Origin of the sequence: Clostridium sp. YIM B02500 (genome assembly GCF_022324665.1) — a bacterium.
Lineage (GTDB): Bacteria > Bacillota > Clostridia > Clostridiales > Clostridiaceae > Clostridium > Clostridium beijerinckii.
In genome coordinates, this window is sequence record NZ_JAKGTE010000071.1 from 1 (window position 1) to 2,529 (window position 2,529).

3 protein-coding genes are annotated in these 2,529 nt (G+C 34.9%); all 3 read left to right on the forward strand.

What is annotated here, in order from left to right; all coding sequences use genetic code 11:
• On the forward strand, positions 1-705 hold a 705-nt coding region (locus L1S46_RS26115), incomplete at its 5' end, for an acyl-CoA dehydrogenase family protein (protein WP_238901427.1).
• Positions 706-718: 13 nt separating this feature from the next.
• The gene (locus L1S46_RS26120; protein ID WP_238901429.1) at positions 719-1,498 is read left to right on the forward strand and encodes an electron transfer flavoprotein subunit beta/FixA family protein; all 780 of its coding nucleotides are present in this window, start codon (positions 719-721) and stop codon (positions 1,496-1,498) included.
• Between the two features lie 22 nt (positions 1,499-1,520).
• Positions 1,521-2,528: an electron transfer flavoprotein subunit alpha/FixB family protein gene (locus L1S46_RS26125; RefSeq protein ID WP_039773941.1), complete on the forward strand. Its 1,008-nt coding sequence runs from the start codon at positions 1,521-1,523 to the stop codon at positions 2,526-2,528.
• Position 2,529: the final 1 nt, after the last annotated feature.

Genomic DNA, 2,529 nt, shown 5'->3' on the forward strand with positions numbered 1-2,529 from the left:
GACCATTATGTATTAAATGGTTCAAAAATCTTCATAACAAATGGTGGAGTTGCTGAAACTTTCATAATATTTGCTATGACAGATAAGAGTCAAGGAACAAAAGGAATTTCTGCATTCATAGTAGAAAAGTCATTCCCAGGATTCTCAATAGGAAAATTAGAAAATAAGATGGGAATCAGAGCATCTTCAACTACTGAGTTAGTTATGGAAAACTGTATAGTACCAAAAGAAAACCTACTTAGCAAAGAAGGTAAGGGATTTGGTATAGCAATGAAAACTCTTGATGGAGGAAGAATTGGTATAGCTGCTCAAGCTTTAGGTATTGCAGAAGGAGCTTTTGAAGAAGCTGTTAACTATATGAAAGAAAGAAAACAGTTTAATAAACCATTATCAGCATTCCAAGGATTACAATGGTATATTGCAGAAATGGACGTTAAAATCCAAGCTGCTAAATACTTAGTATACCTAGCTGCAACAAAGAAGCAAGCTGGTGAGCCTTACTCAGTGGATGCTGCAAGAGCTAAATTATTTGCTGCAGATGTTGCAATGGAAGTTACAACTAAAGCAGTTCAAATCTTTGGTGGATATGGTTACACTAAAGAATACCCAGTAGAAAGAATGATGAGAGATGCTAAAATATGCGAAATCTACGAAGGAACTTCAGAAGTTCAAAAGATGGTTATCGCAGGAAGCATTTTAAGATAGGAGGACTTTTAGAATGAATATAGTAGTTTGTGTAAAACAAGTTCCAGATACTACAGCAGTAAAAATTGATCCTAAAACTGGTACATTAATAAGAGATGGTGTTCCATCAATAATGAATCCAGAGGATAAACACGCTTTAGAAGGTGCATTACAATTAAAAGAAAAAGTTGGAGGAAAAGTTACTGTAATAAGTATGGGACTTCCAATGGCTAAAGCGGTTTTAAGAGAAGCATTATGTATGGGAGCTGATGAAGCTGTCCTATTAACAGATAGAGCACTTGGAGGAGCAGATACTTTAGCAACTTCAAAGGCACTTGCAGGAGTAATAGCTAAGTTAGATTATGATTTGGTATTTGCTGGAAGACAAGCAATTGATGGAGATACTGCACAAGTAGGACCAGAAATAGCAGAACATTTAAACATTCCTCAAGTAACTTACGTTCAAGATGTTAAAGTTGAAGGAAATATATTAATAGTAAATAGAGCATTAGAGGATGGACATCAAGTAGTAGAAGTTAAAACTCCATGTCTATTAACTGCAATCGAAGAATTAAATGAAACTAGATATATGAATGTTGTAGATATATTCGAAACTTCAGATGATGAAATCAAAGTTATGAGTGCAGCTGATATAGATGTAGATGTAGCTGAATTAGGGCTTAAAGGCTCACCTACAAAGGTTAAGAAGTCAATGACTAAGGAAGTTAAAGGTGCAGGAGAAATCGTAAGAGAAGCACCTAAAAATGCAGCATACTATGTTGTAGGAAAATTAAAAGAAAAACACTACATCTAAGATAATAGGAGGGTAATTTATTATGAATATAGCAGATTACAAAGGCGTTTGGGTCTTTGCTGAACAAAGAGAAGGCGAATTACAAAAAGTATCTTTAGAACTACTTGGTGAAGGTAGAAGAATTGCTGATGAATTAGGAGTAAATCTTACAGCTTTATTATTAGGTAGCAACATAGAAGGATTAGCAAAAACTTTAGCAGAGCACGGTGCAGATGAAGTTTTAGTTGCTGATGATAAAAACTTAGAACACTATACAACTGATGCTTATACAAAAGTTATTTGTGATTTAGCAAATGAAAGAAAACCAGGAATATTATTCGTAGGAGCTACTTTCATCGGAAGAGATTTAGGTCCAAGAATAGCTGCTAGATTATCAACAGGATTAACAGCAGACTGTACATCAATTGATGTTGATGTTACAAATGGCGATCTTTTAGCTACAAGACCAGCATTTGGTGGTAACCTAATGGCTACAATTGCTTGTCCAGAACATAGACCACAAATGGCAACAGTAAGACCAGGAGTATTTGCAAAGATTACAACTGATCCATCTAAATGTAAAATTGAAAAAGTTGATGTTAAATTAGCAGATAGCGATGTAAGAACTAAAGTTTTAGAAACTATAAAAGCTAAGAAGGATATCGTTGATATAGCTGAAGCAGATTTCATCGTATCAGGTGGTAGAGGAGTTGGAAACAAAGAAAACTTCCAATTACTTAAAGAATTAGCAGAAGCTCTAGGCGGAACTGTAGCTGGATCAAGAGCAGCTGTAGAAAAAGGATGGATTGATGGAGCATATCAAGTAGGTCAAACTGGTAAGACTGTTAGACCTCAAATATATATAGCTTGTGGTATTTCTGGAGCTATCCAACACGTTGCTGGTATGCAAGATTCAGATTTAATCATTGCTGTAAATAAAGATGATTCAGCTCCAATAATGAAAATTGCTGACTATGCAATAGTTGGTGATCTTACTAAGGTAGTACCAGAATTAATAGCTCAAGTTAAAGAAATAAAGAGCGCTGAATAAT